This is a genomic window from Tissierella carlieri (assembly GCF_018917285.1).
GTDB classification, from domain to species: Bacteria; Bacillota; Clostridia; order Tissierellales; family Tissierellaceae; genus Tissierella; species Tissierella carlieri.
Genome location: NZ_JAHLOH010000016.1, coordinates 163,692 through 184,195, shown reverse-complemented (window position 1 = coordinate 184,195; position 20,504 = coordinate 163,692). Strand labels below are relative to the sequence as shown.

Below are 20,504 nucleotides of genomic sequence, written 5' to 3'. Positions count from 1 at the left end.
CACTCCAATTATATATTGTAAATTATATCAATCAACAACTTTTCAAAATTATCTTTTACTTTCATAGATGTCTCCACAACTTCTTCATGATTTAAAGGCTGATCTAAAATACCTGATGCCATATTAGTTATACATGATATGCCTAGGATCTTTATTCCTTGATGATTAGCAACTATTACTTCTGGGACTGTAGACATACCAACAGCATCAGCACCTAAAATTCTAGCTAATTTTACTTCTGCTGGTGTTTCATATGTAGGTCCAGTAAACCACATATATACTCCTTCTTTAAGATCTAATCCTAACTTTTTACCTGTTTCTTGAGCCAAGCTAATATATTCTCTATTATAAGGTTTTGACATATCAACAAATCTAGGTCCTAATTGACTTAAATTCTCACCAATTAAAGGATTTTGTCCTGTAAAGTTTATATGATCACGAATAATCATTAAATCTCCAGGAGTAAAATCAGTATTAGCTCCTCCAGCAGCATTAGTTACTATTAGACTTTCTATACCTATTCCTATCATCACTCTAATAGGGAATGTAACATCTCTTAGAGAATAGCCTTCATAGAAATGAAACCTCCCTTGCATTGCAACAACAGTTTTTCCTGATAATTCTCCTATAACTAATTGACCAGCATGTCCTTCTACAGTTGATTTTGGGAATCCAGGTATGTCTTCATATCTTATTATAGTAGGATTTTGAATTCTATCCGCTAAACCTCCTAATCCTGACCCCAATACTAAACCTATTTTAGGTAAATAAGTGGTTTTCGAAATTATAAAATCAACAGCTTCTTTAATTTTTTTCATATAATCCATCTTTTTCCTCCTAAGCTCTTGGATGTGATTTTTTATATACTTCTCTCAATTCTTTATCATCTGATGCAAATGAATATATATGAGTAGTAGATACATCAGAATGCCCCAACATTTCCTGCACCGTCTTAATATCTGCACCATTTTCTATTAAATGAACAGCAAATGAATGCCTCAAAGTATGAGGAGTTATAATCTTATTTATATTAGATTTCTTTGTATAATGCTTAATTATTTTCCAGAATCCTTGTCTTGTAAGTCTGCTTCCACTATAATTTATAAAAAGAGGCTCATTTCCACTCTCAGGATCTTCTGGTCTATATGTAGCTATATAATGGGTCAATGCATCTAGTGCTAAAGTTCCAATAGGTATAACTCTCTGATTATTATCATTCTCCTTAACACTGATTAAACCTAGTTCTAAATCTATATCATTAATATTAAGAGATATTATTTCTGATACCCTAAGTCCTGCTGCATATAACAGTTCAAGCATAGCCTTATCTCTAGCTCCTTTGAAGTTACTTGATTTTGGCTGTGATAGTAAAAGATTAACTTCTTCTGTGGTCAAAATAGATGGTATCTTTTTTTCTGATTTTGGAGACTTTAAATTTAATGTAGGATCTTCATCAATCATATTGTTATTTAACAGATATTGAAAAAAACATCTAATGGAAGCTAAGTTTCTAGATATGGTTGAAGTCGCTTTTCCATTTTTCTGCAAGTTCATTAAATATGTAATTATAATAGTTTTATTTGTTTCTTTATACTCGTCAATATCATGCTCTGATAAATACTCTTTAAACTGCAAGACATCTCTAATATATGCCTCTAATGTATTATTTCTTAGTTTTTTTTCGTTTTTAATATATTCTAAATAATCTACCATAATCCTGTCCGACATCTTACTTCTCCTTTGTAATAACGATTTTAAAAATATTATAAACTAAATCTAATTAAATTTAAAAAATAAGGTGTAATGAATCCTTCCACAAAAGATCCAACTATAACAATTATAAAAAATAATAAAATTAAAATTGAATAATCTGCTATATCCTTAGAGTATATTCTGTTCCGCTTACTTTTTACTCTATACATAGAATAAGATAATCCCACTGCTCCTATAGCCAAGAACCCAGGAATAATTATCAAATAATGGGGCAAAAGCCCTGATAACGCAAAAATAAAACCTTTTATTCCAAATTCCTTTACTAAAAATCCAACGGTAAATCCGATTGCTACACCCTTACAGCAAAGAATTAGAGGTATAATTAATACACCTAATCCAATAAACCCTATAACCCAAATAACAAATACTATCTTTACATTGGAAAATAAAGATAGTTTAAATATATCTATGGATCTATAGTTCTTTTCTCCAATATATTTAAAAATCCAACTAAAATAATTGGCAATTTTTAACTTTTCCTCAGCACTTAATCTATTTATAAGTATTGCACCAATAATTATGCCAATCACAAAGAAAATAACTAATATAAAATATACAATAAAATTATTTTGAAAATGTCTTTTACTTAAATTTCTAGCTCTTGTAGATATCAATATATTTTCCCCCTTTTGTATACAAGCCTTATAGAAATATTATGCTAAAAAGAAGGATATTATCACTTATTGTTTTTTGTCTATATATTTTTTTGCAAAATTTATACCTATAATAGTTTTGCTATCAGTTATTTCGCCTCTTTCAACCATTTTAATGAGGTCTTCAATGTTATATTTTACAGTTTCAATAAACTCTCCAACATCGGGAGTAGGTTCTCCCTCGACTAAATCAGTAGCTAAAAACAAATATATTTTTTCATTAGAAAACCCTGGAGAAGTATAGAACTCCAATAAATATTCCAGTTTTTTAGCTTCATATCCTGTTTCTTCTTTTAACTCTCTTACGGCTGTTTCTCTTGGCTCCTCATTTAATTCTAATTTACCTGCTGGAACTTCTAGTAAAAACCTTTCAACAGCTTTTCTATATTGTTTAACCAATATAATTGAATTATCATCAGTCACAGGTATGACTGCTACTCCTCCCGGATGTTCAACTATCTCTCTTTTAGAATATTTTTTATCAGGTATTTCTACTGTATCTACTCTTAAATTAAGTAATTTTCCTTCATATAACTTATCAGATTTCATGGTTTTTTCTTCAAATACCATTTAATATCCTCCTTTCTTAAAATAAGTTTGCTGCATATTTTCCTACAGCACCTAAACTAGTAAAATAATCTATATCATCTTCTATGGTTCTACCCATAGAAGTTGTTTTTAAATTGAATTCATTCATTACCTTAATAATTTCTTCTCCATCCTCAAATATAATATTATGTTTTTTCTTGATCCCTGACTCTTCTATCTGTCTCATAATATAGTTTTGCTTATCTTCTTCTAAATAAGGTAAAATCAAATTAGATTTAGTATTCGTAATTTGAGACAATGTAGTAATTGTATGATGACTTATACCACAATGCCTCTCCCTTTTATCTTTGAAACTAATTCTTGGTACAGAAATTGCTAATCCTCCAAGATTATTTATAGCATCAATTATATATCCTTGCTCCATACCAGTAAAACCATATTTTGTTCCACTGCCTACAATCCCTGGGCCCATAGATATTATAGTAACATTACCTTTAAGTATTTCTTTAGCAGCAATTAATCCTGTATATATATTAATGCATTCTAGGTCACCTCCAAATGCATGTCCTACAGTGATAGTATTATCTAAAATTTTTTTATTCTTTAATTCAATCACTGTATTACTAAAATGTAAAGGTAATGCACCTCCATCTGTCATAATATAATTAATTTTTGCTTCTTTATTAAGATATTTAATCATAGCCATAATTGGAGCAATCATGCTATGTAAAGTTGCTACAACAAATATATGATTATCTAGTGATTTAAATTCATTAAATAAATCATGATAAGGACTGGCCTCTTCTTCTGCAGCCAAGCATTTCATCTGATATGGAGTATATCTCAATTTCATAATATGTCCAGGTCCCTTAAGTTCCATAGATCTATTTCTATAGTTATATATAACAAAATGATACCCACCTGTTCCTAATGATAAATCGACAGCAGTAGTATTTAGTACAACTTCATCTCCTACTTTAACATCACCAGTAAAATCCTTGTAATTTACAGCATTATAAGTATAATCTTCAACATTAACACTAATTATAGCCAAATGTTCATTTTCGCTAATTATAGATATTACAATTCCATTTTTATAACTAATCAAAATATCTCACTACCTTCCAATGTTATCTAAAAATCTTAAAAATTTATTATTATCAATTATCTTAGAAAAAGAAACCTTCTCAGCTATAATATGAAAAATTATAAGTAATATTAAAATCGTATATTTAACCATAGGATTTAAACTTGTTGCAGCATATATACCCAAAGTAAATCCCAAAGTATTGGAACCAACATCTCCCATCATCACCTTAGATTTTAAATCTAAAATTATATATGGAATAAGTATTCCCAAAAAAGAAAATAAAATATAGTTATTATCTTTAGTAAAATTAGTTATTATAAATACTAAAGAAATAGCAATAAACAACTTAGCCGCCCTACCAGGTCTCAAATCAAAAAGATTTACAAAGTTAGTGAATAGACCAATTAATAAGGAATTAATAATAAAATCCTTTAATGAATTAGAAATATATGAACTAACAACTAATGAAATAAAAAAACCCATAAATGCTTTTATAGCTCCCGTTGTAAGAGTACCTTTAAAAAAAGCCTTTATATGTCCTCTCAATCCTTTTATTTTCTTTTCCCCAGTTAAATCATCAAATAAGCCTAGTAAGCCTATAAAAATAAATCCCACAAGATATACTAAATTAAAATTATTATTAAAGTCAAACAAAATCTGTAGAGTACCTAAATTAATCACTTGAATAAAAACAAATACTATACCCATAGATGTAGGTATTAAATCAGATTTAAAATTTTCACATACAATATTAGACCTCAATAGCATATCCATAACCTTCGGTAATGCAACATAAGTTAAAAGAAAAGATAATATCAAGCTGATTAGATAATAGTAATTCATAAACTCACCTTCTCAAATACATAGTTATAAATGTTTTTAAAATATCTCTAAACTGTTTTCCTCTGTGTATAAATCCCTTTAAATTTCTTTGACTATATCTATGGTTCATAGTAACTGGTATTTCTATTATTGAGAATCCATTATTGATTGTCTGAATAGTCATGGCAACTTCTATACCATATCTATCAGGTATATAGTCTATTTTATCTATAACTTCTTTTTTATATACTCTCTGACCAGATAAAGAAGTATCTATTTCTTTCTTAGTGAAGAAATAGACTCCTTTTTTAGCTAATGCCCTTACTCCCCCAAATCCACCTTTAGTATGAGTCATATCACTTCTTTTAGGAAATTTGGCAATAGATACATCAGCTTCTCCATTAATCACTGGCAATATAAGGCTCTCTACTTGTATACTAGTTTCACCTAAATCACCATCAATAAATGCAATATAATCATATTCTAAAGTATCTATTGCCTTTTTCATTGCATGGCCTTTACCATAATTTTTATCTAGATCAATAATAGATATATTCAATGTTTTAACCACATCTAATGTATTATCCTTTGAACCATCATTTACTACAACAATTTCATCAATCAATTCTATCTTTTTTAGCCCTTCTACAGTATTCACTATTAGATCTGCCTCATTATAAACTGGAACTACACATACAAGTCTTCCCTTTTTTTCCATACTATCTCTCCTAAAATCATTCTTTATTGAAGTAAGGGATTACACCGTCTGCAGTATTCTTAATACCATAATGTCCTCCTATACCCTCCATAGCTAATATCATGGCAACCTTGCCTATGGTCATATCAACATTGTCAACAGTAGAGATATCTAAGTCCTTATATCCTGATATATAAGAATAATTAACATTAGATTTCTCCACACCCATTATAGGTATATTATATTTCTTAGCTATTCCAACAATAATCCTATCAACTTGATTAATTCTTTTAGAGTTATCATTATAACTTCCTCCACAAATAATCAAATAGTCAATATCTTCCTCATAATTACCTATAGTTTCAATAAAATCTTCCTTCTCTAAATCCTCAAATATTGGAGATGATACACCAGATATTATAGACTCAGTTATAGTCGTAATGGTGGTTTCTACAGGATTTTTAGATACGTTGATATTTAATCTTTTATATAAATTATTTAATTTTTCCTTATCTATTATATTATTATTTAAAGTAGTAACATTTATTACTTTAGCCCCTGCCAACTCCAAATCTCTACCTATTCCTGATGTGACGTAGTCTTCACTAGTTTCAATTATTCCTACCTTAAGTCCTTCTAATTTTCCTTTTATAATAGATTCATAACTTAGATTTATATATTCATCTTTATATTCATTCTCTGATTCTAATGTATTCACATTAGCTTTAAGTTCCTTATTTTCATTAATTAAAGTTTCAAATTGTGATTCTATTATTTCATTAATAATTTCTTGTTGTTCAATAACAAATTCTTGAGTATCCATGGTAAAGCCAATAAATATTCCTATGCCCAGAGCCACAAAAATAGAAACAATAGAAATTATATAAAATCTCATACTGGGTAACACACTATCACTCCTTAAAGGCCAAATAATAATCTAAGCCTAATTTTTAATAATGTTAAAAATGATTTAGTTATAGGATTAATAAGAATCAAAATAAATATTGGAATAAGAGCAGCTATCAAGATTAACACTAGATATTTAGTTTTGAATGTAGAGCTATAAAGTTTATTTACACCCCTGGCGTCTACTAATTTGCCCCCTACCTTCAATCTTACGAGAAATGTACTGGACATTCCTTTTCTTCCCTTCTCTAGGAAATCAATCATATTTGTATGAGTTCCAACAGCTACAATTAAATCTGCATTATTCTCATAAGCCAACAAAAGAGCTATATCTTCACTAGTACCAGGCGCTATGAATAACTTAGGTTCTATTCCAAGACTTTTAACTCTTTCTAATCCCGGAGCTCTTCCATCAGTATATGCATGTACTATAACATCCTTAGCCATTAATAAGCAATCATCAGATACACTATCCATATCCCCAATTATTATATCTGGCATAAATCCAAACTCCAATAAAGCATCCCCGCCACCATCTACTCCTATTAGTATGGGCTTTACTTCATTGATATATGATTTAATAGTTATTAGATCTCTTTTATAATCTATCCCTCTTACAACAACAAGAGCATGTCTTTCTCCTATATTTGTATTTATCTTCGGAATTTCTATTTTTCCAGTAACTAGTCCCTTTTCTCTCTTTGCATATTCCAATGTATTTTCGATAAAAGAATCTAATTCACTTTCAATATTATCATAACCTAATTTTGTCAATTCTTCAATCATACTATGATCAATATAAGTACATTTTCCAATTTTCTTTCCCATGAATACTATATCATTATCATTAATTTCAATTTCATCACCTTCTTTAATTGAATCAAAGATTTCAATATCTTCTACTTCAAAAATAGGTATATTTTTTTCCATTAAAATAGCTGGTCCTCGATTAGGGTACTTTCCACTTATTGTCTTTTCTGTATTTATTATACAAGAAACTTTTTTATCTGCTAAAGAATTTGCAGCTATCTCATCTAAATCTCTATGAGAGATAATAGCAATATCTTTGTATTCTAGTCTATTAACTAAATTTTTAGTTTTTCTATCCCTTTTCACAATTCCTTTTATGTACATAATAACCTCCATAAAATATATATAACTATTATTGACAAAATAAAATATATTATATCATAAAAGATTTGTAGCCGATACTCTTAAAAACACCCCCTAAATAATTAGGAGGATGTTTTATCAAAAACTTGCCATTAATTCATTTTGTTCTAGCCTCAATTTATCAGCAATAAGTGCTATAAATTCACTGTAAATTTTACAAAAATACTATATTACAATTATTACTGGAACTCTCATATATATTGTGATTGCAATGGCTTCAACCTATTACTAATTACTTACTAACTTTTTTCCCTCCTATTTTTTAATCAAAAAACCAATATGTTTGTTGGTCTAACATTGAAATATTTATTGGCTCTTAATTATATATATTATACCCAATAAACTAGATAAACTGAAGGATTATTAAAAAGATTTTTATTATTATTTTGATAGAATATCAATTCTCTGTAGAAGGCGATTTAAGGCACGATAATTTTTCATTTGACCTATTCCATGTCTAAAACGAAATAGGGCATTCTGTACGAAAATGGCTTTCTGTGATGTAGTGTTTCCAATGCTTACAGAAGGCACTTTTTCACGAAATAGATACCCTACCCTTTGTGTTTTTACCTACTTCCCTTTTATATTTATTTCTTTCTCAATGACAATTACATTTGTATCCGTATCGGTTACTATTAAATTTGCAACATACTTTCCTACTATACTTGCTACACTTACTTTGCATGAATTGTTGGTGATTTCTGATATATTTGCCTTGGTGCTACTCAATTCAAAGGTAAAATTACCTACAACTTCAGCATCATCAATAAACTTCTTAATTGAATATTTTTGCCATGAATTGTACCATATCTCATAAGGAGTATCGTCTTGGTATTGTAAAATTGGTGTAATTTCATATCTTGTAACCTCTGGCTCTGGTTCAGGTGGTGCTTCACCTACTACAACCTTTATACTAGCCATTACATTATTAGTATTTGTAACTCCTTCCACAAGTTCAAGAGTACCACCAAATGTGTAAATGGCTGTTACTTCTCCATCATAGGAAGATGTGTCCCACGTGACCACTAAATCAACAACTGTATCATCATTTAATGTTGCTGCCACTGTTGAAGGTAATACTATATCATCAATTAAAGTACCATAATCAACTTGAATATTATCAAAGGTAGCAACACTTACAATGTTTGGTAATGGCTTTGTTGACTCTTCAAATGGCAATATAGGTGTAATATTACCGTTTAATTTATCCACCTTTTCACTGCCTACTTGCTCATATCTATCTGCAATCTCGTTTTCTTTATCATCAAGATGGCTTGTTCCAGTAACTTTACAATGTAGTATTGCAAGATTTTCTTTTGTATAGTCAACTCCTTGGATTTCCCATTTTTTCCCCCACTTGATAAAACAATTTAATTCTTGCAACTGTTTTGTGACATCTGTCAGTGGTAGAGTTGCTTGTAAGGTATCGGCACTTAAAGGTAATATATTATCTCCACCGATAAAGAACTTGTCACCCTCAATGATAGAGGGAAACTGATATAGTTTATCGCCTAGTATAAACTTAATGTCAAAATTACATCTTCTAATTACAAATTTAGTATATACATCATTTATACTTACATTCTTGCCTAGCACAAACCACTGCTCATCAAATAATGTTATTATGTCGCCCTGATTAATTAATCCATTGGCAACCAACATATATTTGTAATCTGTTGTACTTGAACCCTCTTCATATTCCTTGAACATGACTCTTACATCAACTGTTGTATTAACTTTTATATCATAGCCATATTTGTCAAGTGAATTATTAAACTGATATTGTAAAGGATTATACATATTCTCACCCTTTCTTATTTTCTAGTAAATAGTAATTGGAAACTTGAATATTCTCCAGCATCATCTCTTATGTTTTCTATTCTATTTTTTATACGTTCTATCCTATCATTGATAAACTTAACGGCTTCACTTGTGGTAGTAAATTCAGTTTCGATCTTTCTCATTAAGTCTACATCATTTGCTAATGATTCAAGTACATCTATTACAGTGTACAGTAAATCACGTTGCATTGTTGATTTATCATATTCATCTATTGAATTTAGATTATTTTCTTCAAGAAATATTGCATATTCTCCATCAGTAAAATACTCTCTATTATTTAATTCCAGTTTTAATCTCTCTATATTATTCATAATATCAATTCCTTTCTATTTTAAATTTAGGTGTATGGTGAAATACAGTACACCTAATGGGTAGTACCAATTGGGTAACCCCCAACATAAGTCCTTTTAGAACTTTAGTTGTCATCAACTTGGTTACTACTCGTCACTTTGTCGAGGGGTGGACATTATGACCACTACTGCAATAAAAAAGGACTAGGTGTTTACCTAGACCTTTAGTGTTTAGTTTAATTGACAAGTGGTTTACAATCGTGATTATTTACTTCATTTTTTTCCTTTTCTTTATTTATGTCACTTTCTAATTCACTTATTTGCAAATTTTCTATATAGTCAATACCATCAGCACTTAGACGAAAAGTCATACCATCTACATTTTCTCTGATGGTTTTAAAGTATCCTTTATCTAGTAAATAGAAAAAGTTTCTTTTTTCATTTATATTATCATTATATGTGATACTTAGTTCACCAGTTGCACTATTAAAATAAGTAGAATAAAGTGACCCTAGTAATCTTTCTCGATTTATTCTTCTTCCCTTGATTTCTTTCTTCGTTTTCTCTAAAGCATTTTCTAATTCTTTAATGTTATCCACACGCTCATCTCCCTTTTAACTTACCATCTGTGTTTGCAACTCTTACATTCATAAGATTTAGTTATTTTCCCCATTGAAAAAACTCCAAACATAACTGCTGAACCGACCTTACTTGTCCCACTTATTTTCTTTACATTAGTCGACCTACAATTAGGGCAACTTATTACCCCTTTTTTCATAGGTTCTCCACAATTAGGACATTCTTCTGCATTAGGAGAAATCATCTTCTCACACGCAGGACACTTTACCAAAGCCATATACTTATCCCCCTTATCCCCTTTTTTCTATATTATACCATATTGTTATCCTTGTACTACTTTATTTTGATAAAAATTATAAGTTATATAAAAGGATAGGTAATTATACGTGTAATTACACTGAACTCCAAGTAGACACTTTATACACCCTAAGATGTGATTACATCTAGGTTTGTTAAAATCAATAATAAGGTAAAGGTGAAAAAATTGTTGGCAGAAAAAATGTGTACTTGCTATAATCAATTTTCTTGAAAAGGGGTACTGAAATATATAATGATGCACTCCTACTTGCTATAACCTTACATCATACTGTATATCCATTAGTCCTAAGCCAACAAATGTAGTATTTATTGCATTAGATTTTATAATAATGCCGTATAACGTATATTATACTGCATTATTTAGTATACTAAAGTATTTCTATGACCGTTGAAATTACTAATGTATAGATGTTTGCTGTTATAAATCATATTTCTACTCTAACTTTCACGTAATAAAGTAGATTGATACATATTAATCCAACAAAACATAATATAATTGTGTCTAATTTGAGATAATTGTAATATAATTGTAATATGGCATACTCTATATTGTGTATATGTGTATTTTATCCACTATATATAGTAACAGCCGATTTTTCGTAACTGAATTATTACAAACATATTACAAAATTGTTACACATATATTACAAAATAGTTACAAATCAGTTACAATTATAGAGTATTGCTAAGGTGTACCACCTACCTCATACACCTCAACACACCCATTATCTCTACTCCTACCATCTGCATCAGCCCACTCTATACTGTGCTATTCCACTGTGTTTTTGTTTCCTTCTTCCTCTATCCTTTGCAACTCTATATCTACATCAGTTGTTAATGTACTCTTTTCTATATAAGTTCTTCTACTCATTGCACCATCATTATATTGTTTACTTAATTGGTCTATAACCTCGGAAGTATCAATCGGTCTATTATAGTTAAACTCTACATCAACATAATCCTCTGCATTGAATGTAATACCTTGCTTATTTAATAGTCTCTCTATCTTATCAAATCTCTCATTAAGCCCATCTCTAAGATATACTTCAACTTGCCTAGCATGGTTATCTATATTTTGATATATCAACTTTAAACTAACCTCTGATACATTGGCTATATTAGTTTGCCCAAATGCAATAGAAGGAACACTAGCCACCATCTGTAAGTTCTGTATCAGTGCATCATATAGTAGTTTAATACTTGCACTATCAAGATTAGCCACTGCATACTTAAAGTCACCATCTTCTAAACTCAACAAATGTCCTACTGTATCAGCCGATATAGTACCTTCTATATGCTGTCCACTTGTATAAGCAATTGGATTTAATGACAATACAGTTATTGCATCGTCCATCTTATTAAGTAAATACTCTATCCTATCTAATATAGGTCTTATATCATCTAATATACTTCTACCAAATAGTTCATTTTCCTTATTCTCACCATTAATGTAATGTATAGGTAATCCAGTTAGATTAATAGCACTTTCCTCTAATATGTAGTTACCACCTAAATTAGTCCACTTATCAACCTTATTATCTGTGTATATGTAATAATAACTGATATTACTTAATGAATCTGTCCAATGCTCTATAAATGCGATATACTCGCCCTCATCATCATATACTGGAAAGCCATCAGAACTTTCTATTAGTTTACTTGTAATTCTGCCATTATTATAATAGACATATTCAAAGGCATCTCCATAGCAATTAAGATCGTCAACTATCTTATAATTAATTAAATTAAACTTACCACGTCTAAAGACTTTATTATATTCAGCCACCATATTATCTGAACCACTCAAGTTAGGTCTTTTACCAATGATATAACTGTTATGGAACTTGATTATTGATTTAGCCGTCTGTAGCACCGTCTTAGCCGTTATTAATTCCTTATCCTTATACTTACTATCCTCTTTTTCTAATATCTTGTGTCGCCCGTTCAAATAGTTCTTATTATCTAATACTTTACTAATTCTACTAATGTGATGTGCCTGTTGTACTTCTTCTGCAAACCAATAAGGATTATTGCTATACATTTCACTTATATATCTTTCTAACTTCATATAATTACCACCCTTTCTATTTTTTGCTAACGTTCATATCGTTACCCACTCCCCAATCTTAGGGACACCTATTTTCTAAATGTGCAAGATGAACATTTAAACAAATCACTCACAGTGATTCAAATTTCTAAGTCCTTCGTGGTCACTTAAAGCGACCTCGAATTAATTACACATACCAAACCCCATCAAAGCCCATTAAACACATACTCGCTGCCATTACACAGTCATCGTGCATACCACTTATAGCACCCATTTTGTCACCTTCTATTTTAAATACCTTCATTTCCTCAAGTAGTGTCTTAGAATTTATTACAATTTGATTTTCTTCAAACAATTCTCTAAATTTATTTATCATTAATGGTTTAGTCTTACTATTAGTGACATAGCCGACTTTCTTCTTTGCTCTACCTCGTTGGTCATATTCCTTGTGCATATACATATTCCTATATCTATAATCATGCCTTAACTTAGATACAACTGTATGCCCTGCCGATGCTTTTTCAACAATTAACTGTCCATAATTGTAATACATTCCTAGTTCAAAGACTACCTGTGCAAAGATATGTGGTGCTATCTTGTTATTTCTGAACTCTGCAACTTGTATTCCTTCTTCACTAAATATTTCAATGACACTAAAATCGCTGCCCACTCCCTCGGCACTATCAACACCTAGATAATATTTCATATCTGGTTTAGGTTTTTCCCATAAAAATAAGGACTGATTAAGATATTGTTTTAATATCTCGTTCAAGTCCTTTAATTCATTTCTATTTAGATGTTTAGGTAAATATCTTAATCGTTCCTCTATCTTCTTACTATCAAATACTGAATTACCTGTACTGATAAATGCTTCTGTATCAGTGCTTGGAAACTCTTGATGGAAATATCCCAATCCTTTTTCTCCACCACCTTTATTGGCAATTATCAACCTTCTCCACATCAACTGCTCTATTGTTGCACCCAGATTATTATATAAATCTAATTCCTCTACATCTAGTTCAGCCACAGTTAAAACATTACCGTTATTTCTTGCCTTCCACATATCAACTGCCAAGTCATAATCATCTTGAAACATAACCTTATTATCAATCCAATTAGCAAAATAAGGATTATACATATTCTCGCCATTCTTTGCCTTATTCCAAATATTACTAAAATGATTATAACCTTGTGCTGTACTTTCTAATACTATTTTTGCATTGGGTGCTAGTGCCTGTTCTATTGCTACAAGTTGCCTTTCAACGTTCTCGTTCATTAGTCCAACTTCTGAAAGGTGGGCATATCTAAGTGTAAGCCCTCTGGCAACATCTTTAGTTCCACAAGTAGCCGTAACTATACGACTTCCATTTGCTAGACGTAATTCCTCTTTAGAATTGTTAGTCAATTTTGGTCTTAACACATCTGGAATAGAAAAATACATCTGTTTCAACTTAGCAAATATACCCGCTGCCGAATCCTTGCTAAAACTCATTAATAGACAAGTGCTATTAGGTTTTGTAATTGCTATCCATATTGCATAAGCCATACACAACACAGAACCTCCAACTTGCCGCGATTTAAGTAAAATTGTATATTTTTCATTTTCCATCTGTTTAAGGAAATCATCTTGCATTATATTTAATTTAAAAGGTACTACATCACCTTTCTTATCAACTATCTGTATGAAATTCTCTATAAACAGTTTTGGATCATTCCATATCCTTTGTAACTTTTGCTTGTGGGTCATTTTATTCTTCTTCATCTAAATCAATTCCTTGTAAAAGACTCTCTAATTCACTTGTCTTATCATCTTTAAAGAAGTCCTTGGCAAAATCAATAAGGTATTTAGCCGATTGAACATCGCCTTTTAATGCCTGTTCATACATGGTATCATATATATTTTTCATTTTCTGTGTATGGATTATTTTCATATAATATCTAATGCCCTCAAGGACATTTTCATCTGTTAGCCAATACTTATTTACGTGTTCCCATGAAACATTGTTATTGCCGTTTTTACTTGCATATTCTTCAAATGGTTCTCTTTCAGTTTCTGGTGTACAATACCAAACCACAAACCTAGAATATTTATTATTTCCAGTAATATCATCTAACCTTCCCACTGCCGACTTTTTATAAACTCTAGTCATTATTTATCCTCCACCCTTTCAATTAACATATCCATTTTACTACTCATATCGTTTATATTATTTTTCATTTCTAAAATTAACTCTGACATACTCATAGATTGAAATCGTTGTTTTTCTTGTTCTGTCAATGTATACTTAATCAATCCTTTTATTTCGGCGAGTTGTTCGTCTACCTTTTTATAAAATAATTTATTATCTTCTTCATACTTAGTTGTAAATTCCTTTAACTCTTTTATCATCTGTTCTAATGTATTATTTTCCTTTTCTTCTCTTTCTCTACCTCTGAACAATTCCAATCCTTTAGCACCTATGAAATCATTTTTTGCATTTAACATAATATACACTCTCCCTTAGTTTAGTTTTAGTTTTTTACAATAAAAAAGTACCTGCAACAAGCACAGATACATCAAGAAACGTATACACTTATCAATGGTACAAATTGTCACTACGTGAACTTAATTATTATTACTAACTATGCCTACGGTGTTAAAGTCAAAAGAGTCGCATATGCCTTGTTATTTGCTTCACTACGTTCGCAAATAATCAAGTCCTATGCAAATTTTTATATTTTAATTCAATGTTTATGATAACCTAAAATGTTGGCACTATTCAAAGGTATTATAATATATATAATATATAACTCCATTGATTAGTGCCAACATTTTTATCTCATATAATAAATCAATAATAATATATTCACGAACGACAGTGAGTGATAATTTGTCTTATTGATTAGTATCAAAATGGTGTATTAAAATCTTGCATATAATAAGATGTATCTTGTTCTTGCTCTTCTTCCACTTCTCCACCATTGCCAAATAGAGATTCCATTGCTGTAGCAATTTCCGTTTCTGTTTTATATTCTTCTGGTAATTTCCATAATAACCTAGTTAATTTATCAATTTGTTCTTGGTATTTTTCATACCCATATGGTTGAAATGCTTCTCCAGCATCATCTTTATATTTCTGCCCTTTGACACTCTCGACAACTGAATTAATCAACCTTTTCATTAATTCATCTCTATCTTCTTCCACATAATCAGTATTTTTATCTACTAACTCAAAGCAATATACATTCCAATAGTTCATTATTTCTAGTTCCTTACCAACTTTACTCTTAAACCTTCTATTAACATCCATGATTATTCTGTTGTAGTGCTTTATATCCATTTCTTCATACATTTTTTGTTCAGTTTCTTTTATTTTCTCTTCCATTTCAATATCTGCAAGAGATTTTTCTAATTTATTATCCATCATCATTATTCTTTTTTCATATGTAATAACACCGTTTTTTGCCAATCTATTCAAAGATGTTTCAAAACACTTTTTAACTATATTATTTAATTTTTGTTGATATGTAAGAGTTACACCAACACCAATTTTATTAATCTCTGCAAATGTTTTATATCCAGACTTATTTAAGTCAACGTACTTCCTACTAAATAAATCCAATATGTCCATTACTTGCGAAAAAGATTCTTCTATATATACATAATCAACTAGTAAATTTATAATTAACTTATCCATCAATTCATCATATTTTGTATTGGCTATGTTTCCACCATTATTAACCCTACCATCTATTTTTTCTTTTGGCTCTGGATATATTTCAGTAATTATAAATTTATATTTTTCATTTTTCCAGTCAAAATACCTTTTCCAATCTTCTAATTGTAATCTTTTACTTTTACCATCTTTTACTTTCTCATCAAGTAATTTACACATTTCTCTGTAATTCTTAACTATTAGCCCTTCGGTTATATTATTTATATTCATCACTCATACCTCCGATTAATTTAGTTTAATTAGTTTAGTTGTGCTAGATTTCAATATTAAATACTTCTTTTAGATGTTCTCTTAACTCAATGGTATCTGCAAAGAAGAACACCGTTTTATCCTTGTTGTTCTTATCTGCCGTTATATCATTTAATTCAAACCTCTTGGTTCTAATTAATTGTTTTGCTATCCTACCACTAAATATCGCTATATCTTTATTTTCCATTGTAATACCTCCTAAGTTTTTATTAGTTAAATATAATATTGTGTTCCTTCTCTAAATATCTTCTAATTTCTTCTGTATCAGCAAATAGAAATACGGTTCGTTTATTATCCTGTGGATTAGGTCTTATATCAATAATATTAAAACCATGTTTCAGTAAACTTTTAACCACTTTTGCATTGTAAATTACAATATCCTTCATCATATATACCTCCTTTTCAACACTAAAAAAGGACTAAACATTTCGTCAGTCCTTTACTTCAATAAATTCATTAAGTTTTGATATTCTTTCATATTTGTAATTTCTTCTCTACTCTGTCTTAGGAGGGGTTGACTTGTTACAACCCTACCTTGCACCATCTTCCTATTAATTTTAGCCCTCTTTAGACTTGTTCTTCTAATTGTTTTTCTACCTACTACACTTACCCTATAGTTAATTTTTTTCACTAAGTCACCCTCTCCTATGTTTATATTTGTTTTGGATTTACTTTGTATAAATATGTATACGATGCACTGTTCTTGAAAGTTTGTGAATATGAAAATATATTCTTTTGCACCTGTTCTCTATTACTTATGTAGTCTGTTTTGGCATAGCCTGTTTTTAATATCAAATATTCTTCATCTTCTTTTTGTTTAAAGAATGGCTCAAATTGTTGTTTTGGTAATGTAATTTCAGTTCCTAGTATATCAGATATACCTTTTAAATCTATTTCAGTTTCTAAATAACCATCTTTATTAATCCATATCTTGCCATCTCTATCTTTTTTACCTTGTCTAGGTATTTTGATGTTTAAACTTCTTGCTAAGTCAATGAAATCTTGTTCAGTATGTGTCTTAATTATATCATATAACTCATCCATTTCCAAAACATCTACTAGCCATTTCTTTTGTGTACTGTGAAATCTATCACTATAAAATCCATAATAGTGACTATCAATACACATTATAAGCATTTTTGCTTGTTCAGATAATTGGCTAATGTCATAGTCATAATAAGATAATACGGTTGCCAATGTAGAACCTGCATATTTGCTTGTATAGTTGTTTTTAGAGTTTATCTTATCAATACTATTTAGATTAGCACTGTTAGGATTAATAATATCTTTACTTGATATTGCCGTTACATGATTATCCCAGCACCTACCATCAACAAATGATATATCACAACCAACCATAGGATTTTGTTGCTTATATCCTTTTTCTATATACAACATATTGAAATCATAGAAGAACCTTGTGGAGTTCCATGTTTCTAACTCTAAGAAATTATTTACTAATATGCTATCACTATCATCTGATAAGCATAAATCATAAGCCTTTGTAAAATCACTGCAAAACTCTGGAAATTTGTCTTTGTATTCCTTTTTCATTTAATTCGATTATGTGGTAAACGATTATGTCCCCCTCAAGCCATTATCTTCCACTATCTTCTCTCCTCTACTAAGTTATTTTAAGTTTATTTCTTTACCTTTTTTTCTAATCTTTTATCTCTAATTGCTCGTGCCTCTTTACTATTTAAGTATTCAAGCCATTTTTCATACTTGTCCTGTGGAATTGCTCTAGTTTCATTTTCTAACATTGATATGTAATTTCTTTTTACATCTAGTGCATCAGCAACTTCTTCTTGGGTAATGTTTTTTAAAATTCTCATTCTTTTCAGTTGACTTCCTCTAAGCATTTTTCATCTTCCTTTCTATTGATTTACAAAATAGTCACTTAAAAAAAATAATAAAAAGAGGACACAAAGTCCCCTTTAATTATTTATTAAGCATTAAGTTTAAGTACAACAACACCGTCATCTTTTACCAATGCTGTAGCATATAAAGCATCTGTAACTATGTCAGTTGCCTTTAATTTTGCTTCTCTTTCTAACTCTATATCAATATCTTTAGCCATCTTATAACCAATAGCACCCTTCTTGATTATGAAAGTAATACAAGTTTGTGCATTGTCATCATAAGTACCTTTATCGCTTACGTACACAGGTATTCCCCTATAGAACCCTAACATACCATTTGATAAGATACCATTTCCAGCAACTGTGGTTGTGTTAGTTGCATCAGTAAATTCTTTCATTTCATAGAAACTTGGAATTAATAATGAATTAATAACGATACCTGAAAAATCTTCAACATCTCTATCATCACCAAAGTTTAACATTGCTTTTTCAATCTCTGCACTTGTTATTGCATCTCCTGCAACTGTTGGTGCTTGGAACGGTGCTTTAACCATATCTGCGATAAGGTCTGCATCTATTTTTCTAGCCATAACTATAGCCGTTTGAGTTGCTCCCTCGTCCATCTGATTACCAATAGAAGTCAAGTTTTCTGAATCATAAACTCTTACTGCCTTACCTACTTGTTTAATTTTTACAGTTTGTTCAGTTGATTGAAGTTCCTCTGGTACTAATGCAACACCTTTTTCCATTTCCTTAGCATCGCCGATTAAAGCCCACTTAGGAAAACTGATAGTATCTCCATTGCCTAATCCTTCTAAATTTCCTAAGTCTTGTGCTAATTGTAGAACTTTAATTCTACCCTCAAATTTTTCTCTTACCATGTCTGCATAAATATTTGCTTTTATAAAACTCATTTTACATCTTCCTTTCTAAATTAGATTTTTATCTATATAAAAAAGACACCTACTTAATTGTAAGTGCCTTGAATATTAGATTAATTTTTTATATAACTCTGGATTGCTATTTTCCAGTTTCATTCTTTCTGCATAACTCATTTTCTTAAATTGATCTTTAGTGACTCCATCATTATTTTTCTTATTAACTGGTTTATGTGAATTGTTCAATAAGTATTGATTTAATACACTTACAACCTCATCAATATCAGTTTCTAAATCTTCAACCTTTAAAAATTTAGCAAGTTGTGAAGGTAGTTCTTTTTCAGCAAGTGCATCTCTTAATTTGTACTCATTTTCCTTTGCAAGAAGTTCCTTTTCCTTTTGTTCAAGTTCAATTTCTCTTTCAGATTTTTCAACTGGCAATTTTTCTTCAAGTTGCTTTATTTTTTTAGAGTATTCAGTTCGCACTCTATCTTCCGCCCCTTGTATTGCCTTTTCATATTCCTCTTGAGTTAAATTTTCTTTCCATTCCATTCTTCCATTCTCCTTTCTAGTTTATATTGCTTACACCCCATACAATCGTTTTTAAGACGTTTTATATGTTGCATAGACAATTACCCTAGTTATTTTTTATTATTTGTTCTAGCAACCTTAAATTGCTTTCTGATAACTTTTTTCGCCCTGCTCTCCAATGACTTAGCATTGACTCCGACACATTAATTTCTTTTGCTATGTACTTATATTTGATACCTTTTTCTTGAACATATTCTTGCAATAGTTCTCTTAAATTCACATCTACCATTTGCACCCCTTCTTTAGTTTTATTATTTATCAAGAAATCTTGACTAAAAAAATATATATAAAAGACAATTGTCTTTATAATCAAAAAGGGTAATCTTCTAACGCCAGATTACCGATGGTTAATTACTCCCATGTCTGCGTCTAGTTTTTCGTTTTAGAGGAGGGTAGGTTCTGCCCCTACATCAAACTAGCAAAATTACTGATAATGTTATAACTAACAGATAAAATATTAAATTAGGTT

26 protein-coding genes are annotated in these 20,504 nt (G+C 30.0%); all 26 read right to left on the bottom strand.

The annotated features are described in order from the left end of the window. Window positions 1–8: 8 nt before the first annotated feature. Window positions 9–827, bottom strand: a complete 819-nt coding sequence (locus KQI38_RS03460) for a purine-nucleoside phosphorylase (protein ID WP_216555802.1) — start codon at window positions 825–827, stop codon at window positions 9–11. A 10-nt stretch (window positions 828–837) separates the two neighbouring features. Further along, the gene (gene xerD / locus KQI38_RS03455) at window positions 838–1,728 is read right to left on the bottom strand and encodes a site-specific tyrosine recombinase XerD (RefSeq protein WP_216555799.1); all 891 of its coding nucleotides are present in this window, start codon (window positions 1,726–1,728) and stop codon (window positions 838–840) included. Window positions 1,729–1,763: 35 nt separating this feature from the next. Continuing rightward, window positions 1,764–2,387 carry a stage II sporulation protein M gene (spoIIM, locus tag KQI38_RS03450; protein WP_216555795.1) on the bottom strand — a complete coding sequence of 208 codons (624 nt, stop codon included), beginning with the start codon at window positions 2,385–2,387 and terminating at the stop codon, window positions 1,764–1,766. Window positions 2,388–2,453: 66 nt separating this feature from the next. Next, on the bottom strand, window positions 2,454–2,996 hold the full coding sequence (locus KQI38_RS03445) for an NUDIX hydrolase (protein ID WP_216555793.1): 543 nt from the start codon (window positions 2,994–2,996) through the stop codon (window positions 2,454–2,456). A gap of 16 nt (window positions 2,997–3,012) precedes the next feature. Further along, window positions 3,013–4,083 carry a DUF3866 family protein gene (locus tag KQI38_RS03440; protein WP_246565543.1) on the bottom strand — a complete coding sequence of 357 codons (1,071 nt, stop codon included), beginning with the start codon at window positions 4,081–4,083 and terminating at the stop codon, window positions 3,013–3,015. A 9-nt stretch (window positions 4,084–4,092) separates the two neighbouring features. Further along, window positions 4,093–4,908, bottom strand: a complete 816-nt coding sequence (locus KQI38_RS03435) for an MraY family glycosyltransferase (RefSeq protein WP_216555789.1) — start codon at window positions 4,906–4,908, stop codon at window positions 4,093–4,095. A 4-nt stretch (window positions 4,909–4,912) separates the two neighbouring features. Then, window positions 4,913–5,605: a glycosyltransferase family 2 protein gene (locus tag KQI38_RS03430; RefSeq protein ID WP_216555786.1), complete on the bottom strand. Its 693-nt coding sequence runs from the start codon at window positions 5,603–5,605 to the stop codon at window positions 4,913–4,915. A gap of 16 nt (window positions 5,606–5,621) precedes the next feature. Further along, window positions 5,622–6,491, bottom strand: coding sequence for a copper transporter (locus KQI38_RS03425; protein WP_216555783.1), 870 nt, complete (start codon window positions 6,489–6,491; stop codon window positions 5,622–5,624). Between the two features lie 11 nt (window positions 6,492–6,502). Further along, window positions 6,503–7,624: a putative cytokinetic ring protein SteA gene (gene steA, locus KQI38_RS03420; protein ID WP_216555780.1), complete on the bottom strand. Its 1,122-nt coding sequence runs from the start codon at window positions 7,622–7,624 to the stop codon at window positions 6,503–6,505. A gap of 609 nt (window positions 7,625–8,233) precedes the next feature. Beyond that, on the bottom strand, window positions 8,234–9,463 hold the full coding sequence (locus KQI38_RS03415) for an Ig-like domain-containing protein (RefSeq protein ID WP_216555778.1): 1,230 nt from the start codon (window positions 9,461–9,463) through the stop codon (window positions 8,234–8,236). A 14-nt stretch (window positions 9,464–9,477) separates the two neighbouring features. Beyond that, window positions 9,478–9,816 carry a hypothetical protein gene (locus tag KQI38_RS03410; RefSeq protein ID WP_216555775.1) on the bottom strand — a complete coding sequence of 113 codons (339 nt, stop codon included), beginning with the start codon at window positions 9,814–9,816 and terminating at the stop codon, window positions 9,478–9,480. Window positions 9,817–10,031: 215 nt separating this feature from the next. Further along, window positions 10,032–10,394 carry a hypothetical protein gene (locus KQI38_RS03405; RefSeq protein WP_216555772.1) on the bottom strand — a complete coding sequence of 121 codons (363 nt, stop codon included), beginning with the start codon at window positions 10,392–10,394 and terminating at the stop codon, window positions 10,032–10,034. A 20-nt stretch (window positions 10,395–10,414) separates the two neighbouring features. After that, window positions 10,415–10,651, bottom strand: coding sequence for a zinc-ribbon domain-containing protein (locus KQI38_RS03400; protein ID WP_216555769.1), 237 nt, complete (start codon window positions 10,649–10,651; stop codon window positions 10,415–10,417). 810 nt (window positions 10,652–11,461) lie between these two features. Next, entirely contained in the window at window positions 11,462–12,760 is a 1,299-nt protein-coding gene (locus KQI38_RS03395; protein WP_216555766.1) for a phage portal protein, read from the bottom strand. Window positions 12,761–12,926: 166 nt separating this feature from the next. Beyond that, window positions 12,927–14,501 (bottom strand): phage terminase large subunit family protein, encoded by a 1,575-nt coding sequence (locus KQI38_RS03390; RefSeq protein WP_216555764.1) that lies wholly within the window; start codon window positions 14,499–14,501, stop codon window positions 12,927–12,929. Continuing rightward, window positions 14,488–14,889: a hypothetical protein gene (locus tag KQI38_RS03385; protein ID WP_216555761.1), complete on the bottom strand. Its 402-nt coding sequence runs from the start codon at window positions 14,887–14,889 to the stop codon at window positions 14,488–14,490. The genes KQI38_RS03390 and KQI38_RS03385 overlap by 14 nt, the downstream gene beginning before the upstream one ends. After that, entirely contained in the window at window positions 14,889–15,224 is a 336-nt protein-coding gene (locus KQI38_RS03380) for a hypothetical protein (protein ID WP_216555758.1), read from the bottom strand. Before KQI38_RS03380 ends, KQI38_RS03385 begins: the two co-directional genes overlap by 1 nt. Before the next feature lie 403 nt (window positions 15,225–15,627). Further along, window positions 15,628–16,665, bottom strand: a complete 1,038-nt coding sequence (locus KQI38_RS03375) for a hypothetical protein (protein ID WP_216555755.1) — start codon at window positions 16,663–16,665, stop codon at window positions 15,628–15,630. Window positions 16,666–16,708: 43 nt separating this feature from the next. Further along, complete coding sequence (locus tag KQI38_RS03370) at window positions 16,709–16,891, bottom strand: hypothetical protein (protein WP_216555752.1); 183 nt, start codon at window positions 16,889–16,891, stop codon at window positions 16,709–16,711. A 22-nt stretch (window positions 16,892–16,913) separates the two neighbouring features. Continuing rightward, window positions 16,914–17,090: a DUF5659 domain-containing protein gene (locus KQI38_RS03365; RefSeq protein ID WP_216555749.1), complete on the bottom strand. Its 177-nt coding sequence runs from the start codon at window positions 17,088–17,090 to the stop codon at window positions 16,914–16,916. Window positions 17,091–17,143: 53 nt separating this feature from the next. After that, entirely contained in the window at window positions 17,144–17,335 is a 192-nt protein-coding gene (locus KQI38_RS03360) for a hypothetical protein (RefSeq protein WP_216555746.1), read from the bottom strand. Between the two features lie 20 nt (window positions 17,336–17,355). Further along, entirely contained in the window at window positions 17,356–18,258 is a 903-nt protein-coding gene (locus KQI38_RS03355; protein ID WP_216555743.1) for a hypothetical protein, read from the bottom strand. A gap of 86 nt (window positions 18,259–18,344) precedes the next feature. Next, window positions 18,345–18,566, bottom strand: coding sequence for a helix-turn-helix domain-containing protein (locus KQI38_RS03350; RefSeq protein ID WP_276515539.1), 222 nt, complete (start codon window positions 18,564–18,566; stop codon window positions 18,345–18,347). An 86-nt stretch (window positions 18,567–18,652) separates the two neighbouring features. Next, a complete protein-coding gene (locus KQI38_RS03345) occupies window positions 18,653–19,480 on the bottom strand; it encodes a phage major capsid protein (protein ID WP_216555738.1) in 828 nt (275 codons plus the stop codon). Window positions 19,481–19,555: 75 nt separating this feature from the next. Next, a complete protein-coding gene (locus KQI38_RS03340; protein WP_216555734.1) occupies window positions 19,556–19,996 on the bottom strand; it encodes a hypothetical protein in 441 nt (146 codons plus the stop codon). An 85-nt stretch (window positions 19,997–20,081) separates the two neighbouring features. Next, on the bottom strand, window positions 20,082–20,264 hold the full coding sequence (locus tag KQI38_RS03335) for a helix-turn-helix domain-containing protein (protein WP_216555732.1): 183 nt from the start codon (window positions 20,262–20,264) through the stop codon (window positions 20,082–20,084). Window positions 20,265–20,504 lie beyond the last annotated feature (240 nt).

What these genes read in the sequence shown, in the direction of transcription:
- KQI38_RS03460 (WP_216555802.1), bottom strand. Translation starts at nt 827, where the DNA reads ATGGATTATATGAAAAAAATTAAAGAAGCTGTTGATTTTATAATTTCG.
- xerD (WP_216555799.1), bottom strand. Translation starts at nt 1,728, where the DNA reads ATGTCGGACAGGATTATGGTAGATTATTTAGAATATATTAAAAACGAA.
- KQI38_RS03445 (WP_216555793.1), bottom strand. Translation starts at nt 2,996, where the DNA reads ATGGTATTTGAAGAAAAAACCATGAAATCTGATAAGTTATATGAAGGA.
- KQI38_RS03435 (WP_216555789.1), bottom strand. Translation starts at nt 4,908, where the DNA reads ATGAATTACTATTATCTAATCAGCTTGATATTATCTTTTCTTTTAACT.
- KQI38_RS03430 (WP_216555786.1), bottom strand. Translation starts at nt 5,605, where the DNA reads ATGGAAAAAAAGGGAAGACTTGTATGTGTAGTTCCAGTTTATAATGAG.
- steA (WP_216555780.1), bottom strand. Translation starts at nt 7,624, where the DNA reads ATGTACATAAAAGGAATTGTGAAAAGGGATAGAAAAACTAAAAATTTA.
- KQI38_RS03415 (WP_216555778.1), bottom strand. Translation starts at nt 9,463, where the DNA reads ATGTATAATCCTTTACAATATCAGTTTAATAATTCACTTGACAAATAT.
- KQI38_RS03410 (WP_216555775.1), bottom strand. Translation starts at nt 9,816, where the DNA reads ATGAATAATATAGAGAGATTAAAACTGGAATTAAATAATAGAGAGTAT.
- KQI38_RS03400 (WP_216555769.1), bottom strand. Translation starts at nt 10,651, where the DNA reads ATGGCTTTGGTAAAGTGTCCTGCGTGTGAGAAGATGATTTCTCCTAAT.
- KQI38_RS03395 (WP_216555766.1), bottom strand. Translation starts at nt 12,760, where the DNA reads ATGAAGTTAGAAAGATATATAAGTGAAATGTATAGCAATAATCCTTAT.
- KQI38_RS03390 (WP_216555764.1), bottom strand. Translation starts at nt 14,501, where the DNA reads ATGAAGAAGAATAAAATGACCCACAAGCAAAAGTTACAAAGGATATGG.
- KQI38_RS03385 (WP_216555761.1), bottom strand. Translation starts at nt 14,889, where the DNA reads ATGACTAGAGTTTATAAAAAGTCGGCAGTGGGAAGGTTAGATGATATT.
- KQI38_RS03380 (WP_216555758.1), bottom strand. Translation starts at nt 15,224, where the DNA reads ATGTTAAATGCAAAAAATGATTTCATAGGTGCTAAAGGATTGGAATTG.
- KQI38_RS03375 (WP_216555755.1), bottom strand. Translation starts at nt 16,665, where the DNA reads ATGAATATAAATAATATAACCGAAGGGCTAATAGTTAAGAATTACAGA.
- KQI38_RS03370 (WP_216555752.1), bottom strand. Translation starts at nt 16,891, where the DNA reads ATGGAAAATAAAGATATAGCGATATTTAGTGGTAGGATAGCAAAACAA.
- KQI38_RS03365 (WP_216555749.1), bottom strand. Translation starts at nt 17,090, where the DNA reads ATGAAGGATATTGTAATTTACAATGCAAAAGTGGTTAAAAGTTTACTG.
- KQI38_RS03355 (WP_216555743.1), bottom strand. Translation starts at nt 18,258, where the DNA reads ATGAAAAAGGAATACAAAGACAAATTTCCAGAGTTTTGCAGTGATTTT.
- KQI38_RS03350 (WP_276515539.1), bottom strand. Translation starts at nt 18,566, where the DNA reads ATGCTTAGAGGAAGTCAACTGAAAAGAATGAGAATTTTAAAAAACATT.
- KQI38_RS03345 (WP_216555738.1), bottom strand. Translation starts at nt 19,480, where the DNA reads ATGAGTTTTATAAAAGCAAATATTTATGCAGACATGGTAAGAGAAAAA.
- KQI38_RS03340 (WP_216555734.1), bottom strand. Translation starts at nt 19,996, where the DNA reads ATGGAATGGAAAGAAAATTTAACTCAAGAGGAATATGAAAAGGCAATA.
- KQI38_RS03335 (WP_216555732.1), bottom strand. Translation starts at nt 20,264, where the DNA reads ATGGTAGATGTGAATTTAAGAGAACTATTGCAAGAATATGTTCAAGAA.